9 protein-coding genes are annotated in these 21,839 nt (G+C 24.7%); 3 read left to right on the forward strand and 6 right to left on the reverse strand.

Features of this window, described 5'->3' with window-relative positions:
* Positions 1-373: 373 nt before the first annotated feature.
* Positions 374-949: a division/outer membrane stress-associated lipid-binding lipoprotein gene (dolP, locus tag AB4W73_RS02670; RefSeq protein ID WP_367680302.1), complete on the reverse strand. Its 576-nt coding sequence runs from the start codon at positions 947-949 to the stop codon at positions 374-376.
* 3,665 nt (positions 950-4,614) lie between these two features.
* Here dolP and AB4W73_RS02675 point away from each other — a divergent pair.
* Positions 4,615-5,868 carry a YadA-like family protein gene (locus AB4W73_RS02675; protein ID WP_367680303.1) on the forward strand — a complete coding sequence of 418 codons (1,254 nt, stop codon included), beginning with the start codon at positions 4,615-4,617 and terminating at the stop codon, positions 5,866-5,868.
* Between the two features lie 1,104 nt (positions 5,869-6,972).
* Here AB4W73_RS02675 and pta read toward each other — a convergent pair.
* From pta to asd, 5 genes are all read right to left on the reverse strand, one after another.
* On the reverse strand, positions 6,973-9,126 hold the full coding sequence (pta, locus tag AB4W73_RS02680; RefSeq protein WP_367680304.1) for a phosphate acetyltransferase: 2,154 nt from the start codon (positions 9,124-9,126) through the stop codon (positions 6,973-6,975).
* A 185-nt stretch (positions 9,127-9,311) separates the two neighbouring features.
* Positions 9,312-10,514, reverse strand: a complete 1,203-nt coding sequence (locus tag AB4W73_RS02685; RefSeq protein ID WP_367680305.1) for an acetate kinase — start codon at positions 10,512-10,514, stop codon at positions 9,312-9,314.
* Between the two features lie 1,613 nt (positions 10,515-12,127).
* Positions 12,128-13,363, reverse strand: coding sequence for a pyridoxal phosphate-dependent aminotransferase (locus AB4W73_RS02690; protein ID WP_367680306.1), 1,236 nt, complete (start codon positions 13,361-13,363; stop codon positions 12,128-12,130).
* A 1,759-nt stretch (positions 13,364-15,122) separates the two neighbouring features.
* Positions 15,123-15,623, reverse strand: a complete 501-nt coding sequence (rppH, locus tag AB4W73_RS02695; RefSeq protein ID WP_367680307.1) for an RNA pyrophosphohydrolase — start codon at positions 15,621-15,623, stop codon at positions 15,123-15,125.
* Positions 15,624-17,539: 1,916 nt separating this feature from the next.
* On the reverse strand, positions 17,540-18,649 hold the full coding sequence (gene asd, locus AB4W73_RS02700) for an aspartate-semialdehyde dehydrogenase (RefSeq protein ID WP_367680308.1): 1,110 nt from the start codon (positions 18,647-18,649) through the stop codon (positions 17,540-17,542).
* A gap of 217 nt (positions 18,650-18,866) precedes the next feature.
* Here asd and AB4W73_RS02705 point away from each other — a divergent pair, with 217 nt between their 5' ends.
* Both AB4W73_RS02705 and groL read left to right on the forward strand, forming a co-directional pair.
* A complete protein-coding gene (locus tag AB4W73_RS02705) occupies positions 18,867-19,163 on the forward strand; it encodes a co-chaperone GroES (RefSeq protein ID WP_367680765.1) in 297 nt (98 codons plus the stop codon).
* Between the two features lie 51 nt (positions 19,164-19,214).
* A complete protein-coding gene (groL, locus tag AB4W73_RS02710) occupies positions 19,215-20,864 on the forward strand; it encodes a chaperonin GroEL (protein ID WP_367680309.1) in 1,650 nt (549 codons plus the stop codon).
* Positions 20,865-21,839: the final 975 nt, after the last annotated feature.

The raw sequence follows: 21,839 nt of genomic DNA on the forward strand, positions 1-21,839 counted from the left end.
TCAATTTTAACTATTATAAAAATAATTTAAATAAACTAAACATAATTTATTAAGTCAATTTTTGATAAAAAATATTAATTATATGAAAGTAATAAAGGTTAGGCGTAAGAAAAGTAGTTAAATATTTTTAAAATACAATACTATTGTTATCTATTTAGCTAAATAATACTTAACTCGTAATAATAAATTAAAGCTATAATAATGTAAAATCTGTATATTTTATGCGAACTGTTTAGTTTATTAAAGCTAAAATAGCTTTAACTATTATACTAGAGTATGTTGGTATTATGCTAACTTAGAAAAATATTTAATTTACGTATTATTTTATTATAACTATTCTAGCTTAACCTTTATAAATTTAGATTATAGAAACTTATTTAATAAAAGTAAAAGCAGTAGTAACATGTTTAACTTTACTAATCTTACTAGCTATTCTTGCTGCAGATTGACCTTCTTGTTTAGTAACTAACCCTAATAAAAATACTTCTCCATTTTCGGTAATAATTTTTATATTTGATAATTTAACTAAATTACTAGCTAAGAGCTGAAAATTTATCTTGGTGGTAATCCAGGCATCTAATGATACTGTTGTTAAATTTATGGGTTTTCCTTGACGAATTTCATTATATATCTCATGAATTCCCTCTGTATGACTAGCAATTTGTTTAGCTCGATTAGATAATGAAATTTTAAGTGCTTGACCAGTAAGTAAAATTTTACCCTGATAAACGGTAACAATAACTCGTGCATTTTTTTTTAATTGTTGATCTTTATTTAATGCATTAGTAATACGTATTTCTAAGGTGCCATCATCAATTTGTGTACCTATAGTTCTAGGATCAGTTACAGATTTTATAGCTATAGTAGTACTACCAATAACTATAGCACTAATACAACCTTGTAGTAACAGAGTACATAATATTATAGTAAAAATAGCATTAATTTTCATTTATACTCCTTGTATTTTTTAGAAAATAACTTTATACTTAATAAAATTACACAAATGATATATTGTTAATATATATTTTTGTATCTAGATTTCATAATGATAAGAAATATAAATTTCTACATTTTTAATCTAATAAGATAACTAGTTTATTGTTATTAAAGATAGCAAAGATAATAATATTATCTCTCTAGTAACTATTTTTTAGCTGCTTTTATGATGTTATGATCTGTATGATATATACAAAATATTTATAATATATTATCTATTTACCTAAAATACTTATTATTTAGTATAATTTTATTATATAAATTGTTAGTATTAATAAAGGTAAGTATGATGTATTAATTTTTAAGATAAAAGTGTGTAAGCTAATTTTTTTAATTGTAAAGCAATTTATATTCTAGTTATAAACTATTATAATTTACTATAAAGATAGTTCGTTATAAAAAATTTTTTTGTTATTAATAGTTAACTAAATAAGTATTTTAGTACAATAAATATAATATTAAATAAAATTTTTATACTATAATCTTACTTTAAATGCTTTCTAATAAAATTATTTTATTTCTATTTAATACTTTAGTTTTGTTATTTTATAAAACTAATTATTAAAAATATATTTAGAATTATAATAATTAACCTAATAGAATTTGTATAAATTTTAGAAAATTTATTATTAATCCACGTTAAATATATTAAATAATTATTTTTACTAGTTCTCAGTGAGAAAAATAATATTGGAATAATAGGGTAAATTGTTAAAAATTAATACTATATTTTACTAATTATATCATAACATTACATATAATTTTTTATTATTTAGCTAGCTTAATGTTAGCTGTTGTATTATTAATAACTATTATAATATAAGATTTACTTCAATGAAAATTTAGGTTTTATAACATGTAATCATATTAATTTATCTATTACTTAATATAATATTAGTAACTTTAAATACTAGTCCTGCTTACTTAAGTAGTGTATCTAGTATCTTATAACTACTGTCAAATCAACTATAATTAGTTATCTGTTATTTTAATAAAATAGTTAACTAATACCTAAATATTTATTATCATAACATATCAATATATTATAGAGTAGTCATTACTATATTTATATAGTTATTTTTTTTATTGATATTAGATTTAACTATGCTATTAGTTAAATTTTATTAATCATAAAACTTTCTATTTCTAAGAAAATAATCTATAATAATATTATGTTCATAATTATTTTTAGCTACCATTCATCTAATTGCTTATAAATTAGCACCTAAATTAGGTTTATTTACTAAATTGATTGTTATTTTAATTCTAAGTTTAATAAATATTACTATATTATATGCTAATAATATAGTAATATATTTAAATGATAATATAATTATCATAACACTCGATAGATAATTAGCAGAAAAAGATATACTTAATAACTTAAGTATATACCTTAATCTTAGTTAATTGCCTATTTTAGTTTGTATATTAAGTATTTTTAAAAACTCTTATTTATTTAATTTTTATGTTATAAATTACTATAGTTAGATTATATTTTAATTTAAACTATTATTATCTATTTTATTAAAATCTAATGTAACTTTAGATTATTTAATTATACTAATAGTATTTTTATTTAATGCATTCTAAATTAATAATTTATAATTATTATGTTATTTTTTTGTATTGAAAAATTTTTTTCTTTATTTTTAAGTAGTATTAAATTTAAATGAATTTTATTAGTCCTAAGTAATTTATATTTATTATTATTTTAATTATAAGATTTATTTATACATAAAATCCTTGAGTAATTTAAAATTAGATTGTCTTTTATTAATAAAAATTATATAGATAACTGTTTTACTTTTTTATTAATGACTACTTAGTTCTTAACGTATGTCTTTTTTCTAAATAAAACTCTTTATGTTTTTTGTCAATTTAAACAATATTTAGTAGTGTTAATAAGTATACGCTAATACTGCATATTACTTTTTAATATGTAATTATTACTTATCTTATAATTTTAGCTAACAAAAAAAATAACTACAATTCTATTGTAAATACTTGAGGATTATAATAAATAATTATCTAAACATAATCTTAGTTTTAATTATTATGTTTATTTATACTTGTCTAATACATAAAATGTAACACAAATTTTTTGTAATTTTTATAAATTAAATTTTTAATCCCTAATTATATGGTTTTATGACTTAGTGCCACTGTGCTATAGATCTTGCTGCTCTTAAAAAGATATTAGTATTACTATATTTTACTATTAATTAAAAATATAATCCTAATTTAATAACCTTTTTAGTATATTAGTAGTGAAGATAAATTAAAGTTTTCTCGAGTTTTTAAACAAGAAAATTAACTATTTAAGTAAAATGTATTACTGTTATTAAAAATATAAATATTTCTTATATTAAATCTCCTTTTCTAGAAGAGTAAATAAACTAATCTTACTTATATAGTTTAATAGGTTGTAAATTATAGATATTTATAATTATTTTAATCTTTGTAGCTTTAAAGTATTTATTAATATAAGATAATTATAGATGTATCTTTTATAAAAATACTTTTTTAAGACAAACTAATTATTTTCTTTATTTTTTATAGTATCTTTTTAGATATTATATAACTTTTTGTTCCAAGATAATATAATATTTTTATAGGTAATACCCATTTAAGGCTTATAAAAGTATATTTAATAAATCTTAAATAGGCTATATACGTAATTAGTAAGTATTTATACAATAGTAAATATTTATAATTAGGAATGTTTATTAAACTTAAATAACATAAATTAGTTACTGTTATTTTATTTATTTAGCTAATATTTTAGAAAATCTCTGTTAATATAAGGTTATTTGCTATTTCTTTTATGTTTAGGTCTTTCTGCTTTTTAATATTAAAAACTCTTACTATAAATTAACTAAAAATAAGTTGTTTTAAATTTACTAAAGATAAGTATTTAGTAAACTTAAGTTATTCTTTATGTTTTAATTATAGCTTTAATTAAAACATAAAGCTATATACCCTAGCACTGGATTAGTAAGTTTTGATTTTTATTATTAGTAATCTTTTAAATTTATAATTAACTAGATTAATAAAAAATAATTAATTTTAGTTAAATATGATTAAAAAATTAGTAAGAAGGAAAATAAATAAAAATAAAAATTTAATTATAAAAGTACTAATTATACTAAAATATATAAAACTTGCTATAGTGCAGCATAAAAAATGAGCTTAAAGATACCTTAATGTTTATATAACCTAATTAAATTTTTAAATATATGTATATGATTTATATATCATAAAATACTGTTAATAAATTTATTATTAAAGTATTGTAGTTACGCCTGTATTAAATATATAATAAATAGTATTAAATTTAGTGACTAGTATGCTAGATAAATAACTTTTGTAATACTAAATTAATAGAAAATTTTAATTTTACTAAAAATTTAAAGATTATGTGGTCTTAATCCATTTTTTTGGTAATTATTGTATTTTATTTTTCATTTTTAGCTGAATATGATTATCATGAGTATAGGCATAAACATGAATATATATAACCAGGTAGAAAAGAAATATAAATATATTAATTTTATAACTTTTTATAATTTTAATCTTGCTTTATAAAAATAAACTTACCTGTAAAAATAGGAGATTGTGATTACACAACGAAATATTATTATGAATAATAAATTAATTTTATTAGTTATGCTACTAATTAACGTGATTTTAGCTAATTATTCATATGGAAAAAGTATGATTAATCAAACTAGTAATAATAAATATGAAGACACTACTGTCATATTAGGTAATCGTTCTATAGTTGAGCAGCATGGAGGTACAGCAGTTGGTGCTAAAACTAAAGTATCTGGTATAAATGCTACTGCAATTGGTAGTAACTCACATGCAGAAACAGCTAAATCTGTAGCCTTAGGTGCTTTTTCTGTAGCAAATAGATCATTAGATACTATGTTTGAAGCATTTTCGAATATGAATATTAATTCAGCAGGTGAAGTTTCTATTGGTAATGATAATGATAATGAATTATCACGTCAAATAACCCATGTTGCAGGTGGTATTTATGATACTGATGCAGTTAATATTAGACAGTTAAGAGCAATAGATAATAAAATTAATAATATAAAAAATGATATTGATCAGAATAAAACTGGCATTAAAACATCTTTAACTAAAGTCCAACAATACGAAACTATAGCTAGTACATACGCTAAAAATGCTAAAACAGCCTTAGATACTATTAGTGATCATGAATCTAAAGCTAAAACATCCTTAAACAATACTCAGCAATATGCAGCTGATTTTAAGACAACTGTTGAGGCAACTAAAAATTTCGCTCAATTAACTAATTCAAGTGCCCATAAAGCACAAGCATTAGTAGGACAGCTTAAAAATGAAATATCTCACATTAACAGGATAGTTAAACAAGAGCCTGATGGCGTCATTTATATTGCTCATGATTCAGAAGGTGATACTGTATCTATTACAGGAAAACAGGAAGATAGAGTTCTTACAGGCGTGGCCAATGGCGTCAGAAATCATGATGCTGCTAATATCTCTCAATTAAATCATGTTAATAGAATAACAACTATTGCGCATACAATGATTCATAAAAATACATCAAAAATTATCACTCTTGAACATGAGTTATATAAGACAAATAAAAAAATCGACCTAGGACTAGCTACATCTACGGCATTAATAGGTCTTTTTCAACCATATAATATAGGTAAAGTAAATATTACAGTTGGAATTGGAGGATATAATACCTCTACGGCTATTGCTATAGGTACTGGATATCGCTTTAATGAATTATCAGCAATAAAAGCTGGGGTTGCTTATTCTGAAGATAGCAATCTTATGTATAATACTTCTTTAAATCTTGAATGGTAATTATCTAAAATTATTAATAATGCTTAATTATAATTTTTATATCTAAGTTAGATTACTTAATCTACTAGATTAACTTTTAATAATAAAAATATAGAAAACGTTTAGACTAGAAAATAATTCATGAATAAGATTTATTTTAAAAACTATATAAGCATCTATAATCATGTAATTAGTAAATTTAAAATTAATACAATTAATAGTAAGAATAAAAAGATTATTTAATACACCCTAATAAATAACCATAAATAACTATTCGTTAAAGATTCTATTTAGTACATATTAGATTAATAACTTATAATTATTATTTATCCTATAGTTTTAATTAATAGAAAAATAAGTATGATATTCTCATAGGTATTTATTAATAGTTATTGGTAAGCAATTAACTAAATATAAGCTAATTTTTTAACTGCTTATTATTTGCTTATTTTATTTACTATATTAAATGTTTTTATTATTTTTTAAGTTAAACTATGTTTAGTATTAATTAAGTGACAAATTTTTTTCTTCTCTGGTATTTTTGTTATTTTATATTACATAAGAATCTTATTATTTAGGGAAAATTAATAATATTTATATAAAAGAGGATGTTAGTTTCCTAACAGGTTTATATTTAAGTAAATAATTTTTTATTAATAAACTTAAATACTAATTAATTTATAATAGTATAATACTAATAAAATATCACTGTTATTTCCTTTAATAATAAAAGATTAATTATATGTTACTGTTAATAATACTCAATATTTTAGGTGTTAATTATCTTATATTATTTTAATAACTTTAATATAATGTTACTTGATAACATTATAGTTAATTAAATACCTATAATCTATAGTAATGGATCTATTAAATTATTAAATTACTCCGTGTTTTAAACAATACTTGATATTAGTAGCTCTCTTAATATAAGAATTTTACTTTTAGTAAGAATTACCTTAAGAATAAGTATTCTCTATAGTTATTATTATGCTAGATGTTAATAAGTATAATTCTCTCCTATACTATTAAATTAAATTTTTCTTATTTATATACTTTAGTTGCTTGTATTTATGTGTTTTTACTTTATTAATATTTAGTAAATTTTTTATAAAATATATATATTTAAATCTTTGTTCTATTAATAGATTGAATAGCGGTCAATGCAATAGTATAAACAATATCATTTACTAATGCACCACGAGACAGATCATTTACTGGTTTACGCATTCCTTGTAACATAGGACCAATAGAAATTAAATCAGCAGAGCGCTGTACTGCTTTATAAGTAGTATTCCCAGTATTTAAATCAGGGAAAATAAATACAGTAGCCTTCCCAGCTACTGGTGAATTAGGTGCTTTAGATTTAGCTACATCTGCCATGATGGCAGCATCGTATTGTAATGGCCCATCAATAATTAAATCAGGGCGCTTTTCTTTTGCTAAGCGAGTAGCTTCACGAACTTTTTCTACGTCATTACCAACACCAGAATTTCCAGTAGAATAAGAAATCATTGCTACCTTAGGTTCAATACCAAATGCTTCGGCTGAATCTGCAGATTGAATTGCAATTTCAGCTAGTTGATCAGCACTAGGATCAGGATTAATGGCGCAATCACCATATACAAGGACTTGATCAGGAAGTAACATAAAAAATATTGATGAAACTAGCGAATTTCCTGGTGCTGTTTTTATTAATTGTAATGCCGGACGAATAGTGTTAGCTGTGGTATGCAGCGCTCCAGAAACTAATCCATCAACTTTATTTTGCTCTAACATCATTGTACCTAACACTACATTATCTTCCAGTTGTTTACGCGCAATTATTTCAGTCATTCCTTTTTCTTTACGCAACTCAATTAGTCTGAAAACATAATGTTCACGTACTATAACAGGATCAATTAATTCAATATTTTCACCTAATTTAATACCATGTATTGCTGCAACTCGAAGAATTTCTTTAGGATCACCTAAAAGCACTGGGGTAGCAATGCCACGTTCAGCGCAAATAGAGGCTGCTTTCATAGTGCGTGGTTCTTGACCCTCAGGAAGCACGATACGTTTAGCTGCTTCACGAGCTAGTTCTGTTAGTTTATGGCGAAATACAGGCGGTGATAAATGATGTAAACGTGTAGAAGCAATACTAAGTGAATTAATCCATTCACTACTAATATAGCTGGCAATATAATTTTGTAATTTCTCAACACGCTCGTGATCATCTGCTGATACTTCTAGACTAAAATTTTGTAGATTTAGTGATGTTTGCCAGCTATTAGTACTAACCATAAAGATTGGTAGACCTGTTTGAAAAGCACGCTGACAAAGCTGTCTAATAGAATCATCTATTTGATACCCCCCAGTAAGTAAAATAGCACCAATAGTAATACCATTCATCGCTGCTAAACAGGCAGCAACCAACACATCTGGACGATCTGCTGAAGTGACGAGTAACACTCCTGGACGCCAATATGTTAGCATATTAGGTAGACTAAGAGCACAAAAAATGATAGATTTAACGCGGCGTGTAGTTATATCGCCTTGATTGATGATGCTAGCATTAAGATGTCGACAGATATCAATAGCACGGATAGCAATGAGATCAATACTCCATGGTATACATCCGTATAATGGTAACGGGCTTCTGTTATATAACTGGTTTTGTTGAAACATTGTTACTTCGTTTTTATTAGAATTATCAAAAATTTCATATAAATCAGGACGAGTATGTCCTTGTTTATCAATAGGGGCATTTAATTTATTAATAATTACACCAGCAATATTTTTATTTTCGATACCACCAAAACTAGAGGCAACGAGTTCAATATGTTCTTTTAGCTGACATAATGAATGATAACCTAATGCTAAAACAAAAACAATTTGAGCATTTAAGGTTTTAGCAATCTGATAATTCAGTGCATTAGCAAAAGGATGTTTGTGGGTTGGAACCAGGCCCTCAATTAATATTACCTCAGCATTTCGTGTATTTTTATCATAACGAGCAACTATTTCATCCATTAATAGGTCTTGCTGATTAGAACTTAATAGTGCTAATGTTTCAGCCTCACTCATCTTTAGTGGTTCGACAGTATGAATACTAGAATTAGCTCTAATAATTGCCGTAGTATGATCTAATGTATCGTCATTAAAACATGGTTGAGCAATAGGTTTAAACACACTTAGACAAACACCTTTTTGTTCTATTGCACGAATAATACCTAAGCTGACACTGGTTAAACCAACACCTGTACTTGTGGGGATTAACATAATTGTATGAGACATGGTCATACCTCTAAGAGCCTATTCAAAATCTTTTATGCTTGTCACATTTTAATTGTAATATTTATTGAAACAAGTCTAAAATGCTTATTAACTCTATGTAGTCTATACTTTTCTTTATTTTCCTTATTTAAGCATTATTTAAAAAAATTAGAACAGATTTATAGGTATTTATATTCTGAATTTATTTATGTAGTTAAACGCGCAGTATCTTGTGCAATTATTAGTTCTTCATTAGTTACAATAACTAAAACTGGCCTACTACCTTCTTGATTAATAAAGCCAGATTTACCAAAACGCATTACTATGTTTTTATCTAAGTCAATAGCAAAACCTAAAAGTTTTAATTTATTCAATGTTAGTTCACGTATTAACCCTGAATTTTCACCAATACCACCTGTAAAAATAACAGCATCTAAACGGTCTACCATTAGTGTACTATAGGCACCGATATATTTTGCTAAACGATGACAAAAAACATCTATTGCTCGTTTAGCTTCTACTGTAATATAATAATTATCTTCAATATAACGGCAATCACTTGTTGCTTCGGTTAGTCCTAGTAATCCAGATCTTGTGGTAAGTAACTTTTCAATTTGATCAATATTCATTTTAAATTTATTATGAAGATAAAAAATAATTGCAGGATCTATATCACCACTACGCGTCCCCATCACTAGGCCTTCTAATGGTGTTAATCCCATGGAAGTGTCAACACAGCAACCATTACGTATCGCTGCGACTGATCCACCATTACCTAAATGACAACTGATAACATTGAGGTCTTCTATAGGTTTACCTAGTTTTTTTGCCGCTTCTTGACTAACATATAAATGGCTAGTTCCATGAGCCCCATAACGACGGATACCATATTCTTGATATAATTTATACGGTAAAGCATAAAGATAAGATTCTTCTGGCATAGTCTGATGAAAAGCAGTATCAAATACAGCTACATTTTTTTCTTTTAAATTAGGAAAAAAATAAAATGCTTCTCGAATACCAATAAGATGAGCAGGATTATGCAAGGTAGCAAATGGTATTGCAGCTTCAATACGTTGGATAACGTAATTGTCAATAATCATTGATTTAATAAGTTTTGCACCACCATGAACAATACGATGTCCAATTGCATTCAGTTGAGTAGAAAGATCTGGTTTTTTTTTCAAAATTGTATTAACAATAAAATTTAGTGCTTCTTTATGGCTAGCCTTAGCAACTAATGGTTTTTCCTGTTTAATGCCCTCTATTTTCCATTGAATACGGGCTTCATTAAGAGATAAACATTCAGCTAAACCAGACAAATATTCTATATTATTATCTGTATTAATAATAGCAAATTTTAATGAAGAACTACCACAATTTAGAACTAATATTAGCTTATTTAACATAGAAATACCTATTTTATTTACTAATTAAATTAAACCAAGAGTTTAAAGAGAGAAATTGATTAAAGCAGTTCTCTTGCAAAAGCTAAAAACTAAAGATAACTTGAAAATCATAGGTTACTTGAAACTAAAGTTCATTATATGCAATTATAGATATATAGTGCTTAACGATTAAAGTACACATAAAGTATAAAGAGGTTATGAATGCCGCATAACACAGGAAATTTTAATCTTTCAGTAAAAGTAGAAGCAAATTATGATAAATAACTCCTTAAATTTATTAATAAACTGATTTTAAGTGCTTTAATAAGGAAGAAATATATAAAATTTAGCTATTTGTCAGATATTAGTACTAATTTTAATTAAAAATTATATTATTATAGTAAGATTTATATAAGTTAATTATATATCAAATAATATGATATTAATTATACTTAATGTTTATTAATAAAAATGATAATACTAAATAGTACCTATTATATCATAATGTTTTTTGTTACCTGCTTATATTACCATTAATAATTTTATGCTAATTTAGTAGATAGAATTAAGAAAATAGTTAACTTTTATCATTGCTATCGCTATTACTATTACTATTGCTATTACTATTACTATTGTATTCTTTATTTATAGTTTACAATTATAGAAATTATAGTAGCTACATAAGAAATCAATAACATCATCATTGTTAATTTTGTTACAATAGTTTCATGGTATGTGCTAGAAATTAAGCAAAGTTAATAAGGAATAACACCCATTAAAATAACATTACTATTAAGTAATAGTTAAATTACTTAAATTTATATTTGAGTAATTAATCTAAATATTTCCAGTAATTTATAATACAAATTTAAATTTATGTATTAAAAAAACACTGAAATTTTACATAAATTTTTTATAAATTAGGTTGATTTAAAGAATAGTTTTTTAGTAATTTTTTCTAGTTATATTCGAACTTAAGCAAATTTTTTTATTATTAACTGGTTATTCTTCTAGATATTTAAATAATTTAATAAATAATTAGTTTATTTTACTATATTTTCATAATTACTATCATGATAATTGTTAATTAAATAAAGAAAAATTATCTTTTAATTCTTATAGTAAGGTTTTTTATTAATATTTATTAGAAACTATTTTTAATTTTTTATATTAATAGATAATTTATTTGTTATAGTAATTTATTGATAATAATAAATTACTATAACAATTTTATTAGTATTATAATAGATATTAGTAGTATTACTTATTTAATATGAAATTTATTTTAAATTTGTGATTTTAATCATAATTAATATATGAATAATAAAAGTAACTTATAAGTTATGCTCAGAAATATTTTAATACATATATTGTATATTAATAGTTAGTGTGAATTATAGTAAAATAAAATAAATAAGTATAAATAATTCATAATAAATACTCTGTATTATGTTTAACTGCTTTATTTTCATCACAATTTATTTAATTTTTGATACCGCCTACTTAACAAATAGGCGGTAAATCTGCAGATAACACTTAATATAAGCAATAAGTTTTATAAACTTTTAATTATCTCAATAATACTCAGATAATTTTTAATAAGTTTTAATGAGTTATAATTATTAATTAAATAATCACTTTTGCTTATATTTTTTAAAAAATTGTGCTAGTTTATTAATTGCAATTGTCAATTCATCTATAACTGGCAATATAATAATACGAAAGTGATCTGGATTGGGCCAATGAAATGCGCTACCGTGCACTAATAATACTTTTTCCTGAGAAAGTAAATCTAATACCATTTTTTCATCATTATATACTTTAAAGCGTTTATCAATGCGTGGAAACATATAGAATGCTCCACGTGGTTTAACACAACTTACACCTTCAATCTGATTAATCTGTTCCCAGACTTTATTACGTTGTTCGTATAAACGTCCTCCTGGTTTAATAAATTCATTTATACGCTGATAACCTTCCAATGCTGCCTGTATAGCATATTGCATTGGTACATTAGCGCAAAGGCGCATTGAAGATAGTGTATCTAAACCGTCTATGTAGCTTATTGCATGTTTTTTTGGACCATGCAATATCATCCAACCTTGACGAAAACCAGCAGCGCTATAAGTTTTAGATAAGCCACTAAAAGTTATGGTAAATAGATCAGGAGCTAGGGTAGCAATAGAGTAATGTATCATATTATCATAGAGGATTTTATCGTAGATTTCATCGGCGAAAATAATTAGATTATGTTTACGAGCAATGGCACTAATATCTTTTAATAGTTCTTTACTATAAACTGCTCCTGTTGGGTTGTTTGGGTTAATGATTACAATACCGCGAGTGTTTGATGTAATTTTTTTACAGATATCATTAAGATCAGGAAACCAACTAGCACTTTCATCACAAAAATAATGCACTGCCTTGCCATTAGATAATGATACTGCAGCAGTCCATAATGGATAGTCAGGTGTTGGTATAAGTATTTCGTCATTAGCATTAAGTAATGCTTGCATCGCTTGCTGAATAAGCTCAGAAACACCGTTACCAATATAAATATCTTCTACTGTCAAATCATGCATTCCCTGTTCTTGATAGTGCTGCATGATAGATTTACGTGCAGAATATAGTCCTTTTGAATCACAATAGCCTTGAGCCATTGGTAAATTACGTATAACATCAACTAGAATTTTATTAGATGTATTAAAACCAAAAGATGCTGGATTGCCAATATTAAGCTTTAATACTTTATGACCTTCTTCTTCAAGACGTTTTGCTTCTTTTAATGCTAAGCCACGAATATCATAATCTACATTTTCTAGTTTATTAGCTTTCTTAATTGGTTTGCTAGATTTTTTAATAAGCAACATAAAATAAGCCTTCTGTTAATTAAAATAGATCTTTCATATAAAATAAGGTAAATAATATTTAATACACTTTGATGTTATGGATTTTTAAAGACTTATACTTTTATATTAGATTCTTATAAAATTATAATATATTATGCGTATTTAAAATGCTTATAAAATACATTAATTACTAGTGTATATATAAGTACGTAAAAATTATGAATATTAGATAACATAATACTTATAGTATGCAGTAAAATTTTATAAGATTTTTAAGGGTTTCCAAAAAAATTTTTTTAATTATAAAACATAGTTATTTAATATTACTGTTTTTAACATAGAGTATTTAAATCTTATTTAACTATTAATTTTATAAATTATGAAACAGATTTTATGATATAATTACTATTTATTTATTATTGCTATACTAGTGAGCTGCTTTTAACTTAAAAATATTTAATATTTAGTTATTTTTCTATGTTTTTAACAATAAAATATTTATTTACTTTTATGCTATTTATAAAAAGAATTATTAAAAATTAAGTTTTTAGTAAACTAAAAAATTAAATGTTTAGAATATTTAAGGTAGTAATAAATTATTTTTACTTTTAGTGATTAGTAGTAGATATAGCATAAAATTTTTTTAAATTATTCTTATTTTTAAAAATATAATAAGTTTTATATCATATAATTGATTTCAGTAAAATAATTAATCAATATATCAATATATTTCTGCTTGTTTGTACAATTATTTTTTATATAGCTATATTGTAAGACTTTTTGTTAATATATAAAAAGATAATTTAAATATTACTATTATTTTAATTATCCTAGTTAGTTAATTACGTATTACAATTAAATATATAAAATTTTGAATAATAAAATTTTAAAAATATATGAATAAAATAATAAATATACTATTATAATTTTAGTAGTATTAAATTTTTACTATTAATACTTGTATGTTAACTAAAAATACTATTTTATTAGGTATTTTTATTTTAAATGATTTATTTATATCTTAATAAAAGAAAGAATATATAAGGAATATATAAATTATATATATATAACAATAATAAAATTAAAGAAATAATTTAGCTACAGAACTAATTAATATAAAATTATTTAATAATATATTCTAATATTAATTTTTTGTTAATTAGTATAGTGATTAAATATAATAAATAATTTGATTAAATTAAATTGATATTCTGAATATTATATTATATTAGATTATATTATACAATGCTATAATAAAAAGGTATACTATCTTTGATAGTATTCTAAATTTAAAAATAGTAGATAATTTTATTTAAAGCAAATTAGTTACTGATACTAAAATTATCTAATTGTGGTAGATTACTATTATTTAAGAACCTGTAAGATATTTGATAATATATATAATATATAATATTACAGTTATTAATTCTTTATCTTAATATTTAGGTTTAATTTATATAAATAATAAAGTTATATTAGATATTTTATAAATCTTATAACTAGAAAACAATTAACGTGTAAGTTGTAAAATTAAATAGTACTAATGGGTATGATTGAAATGATTAAAAGTTATTAAATAAAATACTATAACTTTTATAACAGTATATTTCTATTATAAAATTTATAAAAATGTTTGATAAAACACTAAAAATAAAAAATATATTACAGTATTTAAATAAATTTTAAATTGGCAATAAGAAAGTAAAAAAACAAAATAAAATAAAAATTAGTAATCATGCTACTAATGTAGATAATTAATGTTATTAATTATCTACATTTATTATTTATGCTTATTATTAATGACATGCATTGCCATTATTGTGGTTGCGAATTCTTTCATAACCCTGCGGTATACATCGCGTTTAAAAGAAACAATTTGACGCACTGGATACCAATAACTTACCCAAATCCAGTTATCAAATTCTGGAATACTACTGCGTTCTATATTAATATCAGAATCATTCCCAGTTAGTTGTAACAAAAACCAGCGTTGTTTTTGGCCAATACATACCGGTTTTGTATCCCAACGCACTAAACGTTTAGGTAGTTTATAACGTAACCAGTTACGGCTCGAAGTTAGTATACAAACATTTTTTTTACTTAGACCTATTTCTTCAAAGAGCTCACGGTACATTGCCTGTTCTGGTATTTCACTAAATTTAATTCCACCCTGAGGAAATTGCCAAGAATGCTGACCATAACGTCGAGCCCATAGAACTTGCCCTTGTCGATTACAGAGTATAATACCAACGCTTAGGCGGTAGCCATCTTTATCAATCACTAAACCACCTCGATTAACTTATAATTTAAAGATACTCCGATTGTTTCATAATAATTATAAGTGGTAAACTATTGGTTATGGGTTTATGTGAGATAATAATATCTGTATATAATTTATAAATATAAAAATTTTTCTATATTAGAATTGTAAATTAAAAAATAATATTAATTTAATTAAGTAATCTTAAAATTTATAGATAAAAATTAATATTTTATTTGTTTTTATTAAAAATTTAGTATTTAAAATAAAAATAATTATATCTATTATTAGAATATCATCTAATTTATTATTAGATACCTTTTAGTACACTAAAGAAAATTATCGTACTAATTAAATTTTTTAGTTTACTTTTTAATCTATTGATAAGTTTTACCATGTAAATTAATTTTTAAATAAGATCTCATATATATTTATTTTTTCATTACTTTCATATAATGAATATGAGATATTCTTCTTGCTCAAGTATTATATAATTTTATTTTAGAGTATTTAGCGATAAGTTCAATAAATTATTCCTACTAATTTGAAGAAAATAATAGATAAGTATGTTGTTAAAATTTCACCTAGATATTAAGGTTAGCAGTAAGTAATAGAAGAATTTATTAATATTAGCTTAAATTAAAAACTATTTTAATAAACCTTATAAAGCATTATGGTACCTAAAAAAGAGTACTATATTTCTTTGACTAATCACTAATTTAGTATCTCCTATTCTAGGAGTTTGTATGCTAAGTAAATAAAATAATTTTGCTATAACTAAAGAGGACTCATAGATTTAATTATCTTAGGTAAGATTTAAAGTATTACTACCCGCTTACAGTAAAGCTTTATAATTATAACTAAAGGCTGCCAATTATTATAATAAAAATATAATTGATGAAATAAGATGCCTAATTATAATATTATCTATAATTTTATCTAAAAAGGCTTTATTTATAAGTTATTTAGTTATTATTTTATTTTTTAAAAAACTAATAATTAAACTTAATTTTGATTATAATTAAATTAAATAATACTGTAATATTTTTTGTATTTTTATAAGGTGTATAGGTAATATTTAAATGAATTATTAATCCTAAATGTGTTATTTCTAAATACGTTAACTATTATAAAGATTATTTTAATGTAAATAAAATTATTTTCCTTTTTCTAGTTTTAATTATTTTAAAATTACCAAAAACATGATAAACTTAAGTTGAGTAGGTTGGATTTACTGTAGTAATATTTATGTATCTAGCATTGCTAATTTCTATTATTAGATTATTAGGCTAACTAATCTAGTGTTTACTTTGTAAAAGTATTCTAATACGTGATTTTAATCTATTCTGTAATAGTTATTTATAGTTTAGAAGTTAATTGAAAAAATTCATGAACCTGTTCTTAAAAATAAAATTATTATAGTAATAATATTAGTTTTTAAGAACACTATTATATAAATTATGTATTAAATATTATTTTTATTTTAAATCTTATAACAATAATAATTAGATTCTTTAATCTTTTATTTGTTACGGCGTTTGTGGTTATGGTTGTGGTTGTTATTATAATAACAATACTTATTACTTAATCTACTAGGATTTTATTAATCAAAGAATTTATTAGTTAAGTACTATTACTTATTTTTGATTTTAGCAGGTATAACTTTAATATTAAAAAGTTTTTAAATATAAGTATCAAAAGTATACATTTATTTTATTTTATTCTTAATAAGAATTAAAAATTTTTAATTAGTTATAAAATAAAAATTATTTTAATTTATTAAAATTAATATAGAACGTTTTTACGTAGTTAACTAAGATTAGCGTCTTAATTACTAATATAATAATAGTAGCTATTAAATAACCTATCTCGCCTATTTTCCCTTTTAGCATTGCCAAGAAAACAAGATGGATTCTAAAATCTTCTACGATATATAATCATAACAACATACGTAACATACGACGTAGTGGTTCAGCTGCTCCCCACAGTAATTGATCACCGACAGTAAATGCTAATAAATATTTATTTCCCATGTTAGGTTTACGTAAACGCCCAACTGGAATATTTAGTGTACCAGTAACCGCAGCTGGTGTAAGTCTATGTTTAGTTAGCTCTGGTTCATTAGGGATTACTCGTACCCATTCATTATGTTGGGTAATAATTTTTTCAATAGTTTTTAGTGATACGTCTTTTTTTAATTTAATGGTGAATGCTTGGCTATGGCAACGTAATGCTCCTATACGCACACATAGACCATCGATTGGGATTACTTTTTTAGTATTAAGAATTTTATTAGTTTCTGCTTGACTCTTCCATTCTTCACGACTTTGACCATTATTAGGTAACGCACTATCTATCCATGGAATTAAACTACCAGCTAATGGCACAGAAAAATAATCTGTAGGTAAAGAACAATTACGAATCTGTGCTGTTACTTTACTTTCAATCTCAAGGATTGTTTTTGCTGGATTTACTAACTCGTTTATTACACAACCATATAATTTACCCATTTGTTTAATAAGCTCATTCATATGACGCGTGCCTGCGCCAGAAGCAGCCTGATAAGTTGCTACAGAAACCCATTCTACTAAATCATTAGCAAATAAACCACCTAGCGACATAAGCATTAGACTTACAGTACAATTACCTCCAACAAAAGTTTTAATACCATTATTTATCCCTTGCTCAATCATAAGTTTATTAATTGGATCTAAAATAATAATAGTATCTTTTTCCATGCGTAATAATGAGGAAGCATCGATCCAATAGCCTTTCCAACTTTTTTTACGTAGTTTAGGATAAATTTCTTGGGTATAATTTTCCCCTTGACAACTAATAATAATATCTAATTCATATAACGTATCAATATCATTAGCACGGTATAATTCATAGTATTGACCCTCTATCTTAGGTGTTTTTTGATTATTTTTTATAGAGGTAGAAAAAAATACAGGATAGATAACGTTAAAATCTTTTTCTATTTCCATTCTTTCTATTAACACTGAACCAACTATGCCACGCCAGCCAACAAAACCAACTTTTTTCATAATTATTACGTTCCATAATAAATTTATATAAAAATTATACAAACTAATAAATTCTTTGAAAGAAAACAAAACAAATAAAAATTTTTAGTTTTCCCCTTGAAGGGAATTACAATGCCCCCATTTAGTAAATTATGATACCGTTAATGGTAGCAAATAGGTATCAATCCTGCATTTAATACAGGTCTTTATAGGAGAGCGATAAATGACACAACAACAAATAAATATTCGGCCATTACATGATCGCGTTATAGTTAAACGTGAAGAAGTTGAAAATAAATCATCTGGAGGTATTGTCCTAACAGGTTCAGCTGCTGGTAAATCAACACGTGGTAAAATTCTTGCAGTTGGTAACGGGCGTATTTTAGATGATGGAAAGATCAGACCTTTAGATGTAAAAGTAGGTGATGTTGTTGTATTTAATGACGGGTATGGAGTTAAAGTAGAGAAGATTGATGATGAAGAAATGTTAATTATGTCAGAAAGTGACATTTTAGCCGTTGTTATTGGAAAATAAGTAGTACAATCAATCAGTCTTCTAAACTAAATGAATTTGAGGGATAGAATAATGGCAGCTAAAGATGTAAAATTTGGCAATGATGCTCGTGTAAAAATGTTACGTGGTGTAAATATTCTTGCTGATGCAGTAAAAGTTACTTTAGGACCTAAAGGTCGTAACGTAATTCTAGATAAATCTTTTGGTTCTCCAAGCATAACTAAAGATGGTGTTTCTGTTGCTCGTGAAATTGAACTAGAAGATAAGTTTGAAAACATGGGTGCGCAAATGGTAAAGGAAGTAGCTTCTAAAGCAAATGATGCTGCAGGAGATGGTACAACTACAGCGACAGTATTAGCACAAGCTATTGTTACTGAAGGCTTAAAGGCTGTTGCCGCAGGCATGAATCCGATGGATCTAAAACGTGGTATTGATAAAGCAGTAGATTCAGCAGTTCAAGAATTAAAAAAATTATCAAAACCTTGTGCTGATCCAAAAGCTATTACTCAAGTAGGTACTATTTCTGCAAACTCTGATGAGGTTGTTGGTGAATTAATTGCAGAAGCAATGGGTAAAGTAGGTAACGAAGGTGTTATTACAGTTGAAGAAGCTACTGGTCTCGATAATGAGCTTACCGTAGTAGAAGGTATGCAGTTTGATCGTGGTTATTTATCACCTTACTTTATTAATAAGCCAGAAAATTCTACTGTAGAACTTGAGAATCCTTTTATTTTATTAGTTGATAAGAAAATTTCTAATATCCGTGAACTTCTACCAATATTAGAAGCGGTAGCGAAAGCGGGTAAATCTTTATTAGTTATTGCAGAAGATGTTGAAGGTGAAGCATTAGCAACGCTAGTAGTAAATACTATGCGTGGTATTGTTAAGGTTGCTGCGGTTAAAGCACCAGGTTTTGGTGATCGCCGTAAAGCAATGCTATCAGACATTGCTGTTTTAACTAAGAGTATTGTTATATCTGAAGAAGTAGGATTAGTTTTAGAAAAAGTTACTCTTGAAGATCTAGGACAAGCAAAACGTATTATTATTACTAAAGATGCTACTACTATTATTGATGGTGTGGGCGATAAAAATACAATTGCGACTCGTATAGTTCAGATTAAACAACAAATTGAAGAAGCTTCATCTGACTACGACAAAGAAAAATTACAAGAACGTGTTGCTAAACTTTCTGGTGGAGTGGCTGTTATTAAAGTTGGTGCAGCTACTGAAGTTGCAATGAAAGAGAAAAAAGCTCGTGTAGAAGATGCTTTACATGCAACTAGAGCAGCTGTAGAGGAAGGTGTGGTATCTGGTGGTGGTGTAGCTTTAATTCGTGTTGCTACTGCTCTTGGTCATTTAACAGGTGATAATCAGGATCAAAATGTAGGTATTACTGTTGCCCTTAAAGCAATGGAAGCCCCATTACGTCAGATCGTAGTTAATGCTGGTGAAGAAGCATCTGTTATAGCTGATAAAGTAAGAAAAGGAAGTGGTAACTTTGGTTATAACGCACAAACTGAAAAATATGGTGATATGATCGAAATGGGTATTTTAGATCCAACTAAGGTTACTCGTTCTGCAATACAATATGCTGCATCTATTGCTGGTCTAATGATTACTACTGAGTGTATGGTATCTGATTTACCACGTGAAGAAAAAAATACTGATACAGGCTCTAGTGGTGGAATGGGTGGAATGGGTGGAATGGGTGGTATGATGTAATTCTGCTCTATTCAATAAAGAATATAATTCCTTATTGGTAGCTTTATCCATAGTAAAAACGAGCAGGTTGTCCTGCTCGTTTGTATTTTTTATATTAGTTAAAGTTATATTTGTATTAAAAATATTTTTCTTTTATCTGTTTCTTTACGAGATCTAAAGTTATATAATCTCTCTACTTTAGTCGTTTTATTAGATATAATAGTTATTATTATTTAAGTATTTTATAGCTCTTATCTTTAATTTTTTACTATAACTATAATGAAGTATATTTTTATTAATTTTATAGATAAATAGTAAATATATATAAAGATAGATATTTTTTTATAAAGATACTTAAAATATTTCTGTGGTATATTTTAAATTTTATGATTTGTACTAATACATAAAGTAATTATTACTATTTCTAACATAGTACTGTATTAATAGTCTTATAATTTAATACTTAATATATAAGTAATTTATTTCTGCATAATATCAAGATTATTATCTATTTATATTTTATTAATATGTATTAGTTATTAAAAAATAAGCTCTAGTCTATATATAAACAACAATACACTTTAGCATAAGAAATAGTAATCTGAAGTAGTAAATTAAATAAATCAAACATCACTTAACATCTAGTAAAAATTACTACTAAATATACAATAGTATTGTACTCTTAATATAGAGAACTATTCTAATACTTATTAATACAGGGTACTTAACATCTAGCAAAAGTATTAGAAGTATCTATTATATATTAAGGTATATTAAATTTTTGTTATAAAATTTAGTATAGACTCTATGATTTATATTAATGAAAGCAATTTTATTTATAATATAGTAGACACCATATAATATGATCACTTTTTTAAAAAAATTAATTAATATAAATATATTGATGTTATTTTGCAATTAATTTATACGACTCCTATAATATAATAGCATCTATTAAGCTTTTACTATATAACTTTAACTATTGCTCTATCAATG

This window comes from Candidatus Fukatsuia anoeciicola, assembly GCF_964059965.1.
In the GTDB taxonomy this organism is placed as follows: Bacteria; Pseudomonadota; Gammaproteobacteria; order Enterobacterales; family Enterobacteriaceae; genus Fukatsuia; species Fukatsuia anoeciicola.